We start from the raw sequence: 666 nt of genomic DNA on the forward strand, positions 1-666 counted from the left end.
GTCGACCGCGCTGAACGGCTCGTCCATGAGCAGCACGGGCGGATCGGCGGCCAGCGCCCTGGCCACGCCCACACGCTGCTGCTGCCCCCCGGAGAGCTGGAACGGGTAACGACCGGCGAGCGCCGGGTCGAGCCCGACGCGTTCGAGCAGCTCCATGGCTCGCGCGCGGGCCTTCTTCTTGTCCCACCCCAGCAGGTACGGGACCGTCGCGACGTTGTCGACGATCTTGCGGTGCGGGAAGAGGCCGGCCTGCTGGATGACGTACCCGATGCCGCGGCGCAGCGTGGGCGGGTCGATGCCGCTCACGGGCACCCCGTCGAGGAGGATCTGTCCCTCGGAAGCGTCGATCATGCGATTGATCATCCGGAGGGACGTCGTCTTCCCGCAGCCCGAAGGGCCCACCAGCACGGTGATCTCGCCGGTGGGCGCCTCAAGGGTGAGGGCGTCCACGGCGGTCGTGCCGTCTGGATAGCGTTTGGTGACAGCGTCGAAAGTGATCACGCGTGACCTCTCGCTCGATGGCAGGGCCGCGGCCCCCCTGCCACGACCGCCGCATGATCTCGTTGGCCCACAAGACTACGGCGGTCCCCACCTCCATGTCCCCTCCGGGGATCGCTTAAGCGTTTCACTGACCAGGGAGATTTACTGAAATTCTCGATCGAGTGG

General features: G+C 67.7%; 1 protein-coding gene. It reads right to left on the minus strand.

Annotation, left to right across the window (positions count from 1 at the left end; all coding sequences use genetic code 11):
* Positions 1-501 (minus strand): ATP-binding cassette domain-containing protein (locus DMH01_RS42445; RefSeq protein ID WP_125685096.1); only part of this gene is annotated, 501 nt, incomplete at its 3' end.
* Positions 502-666: the final 165 nt, after the last annotated feature.

Source organism: Amycolatopsis sp. WAC 04182, from assembly GCF_003947465.1.
Classification (GTDB): domain Bacteria; phylum Actinomycetota; class Actinomycetes; order Mycobacteriales; family Pseudonocardiaceae; genus Amycolatopsis.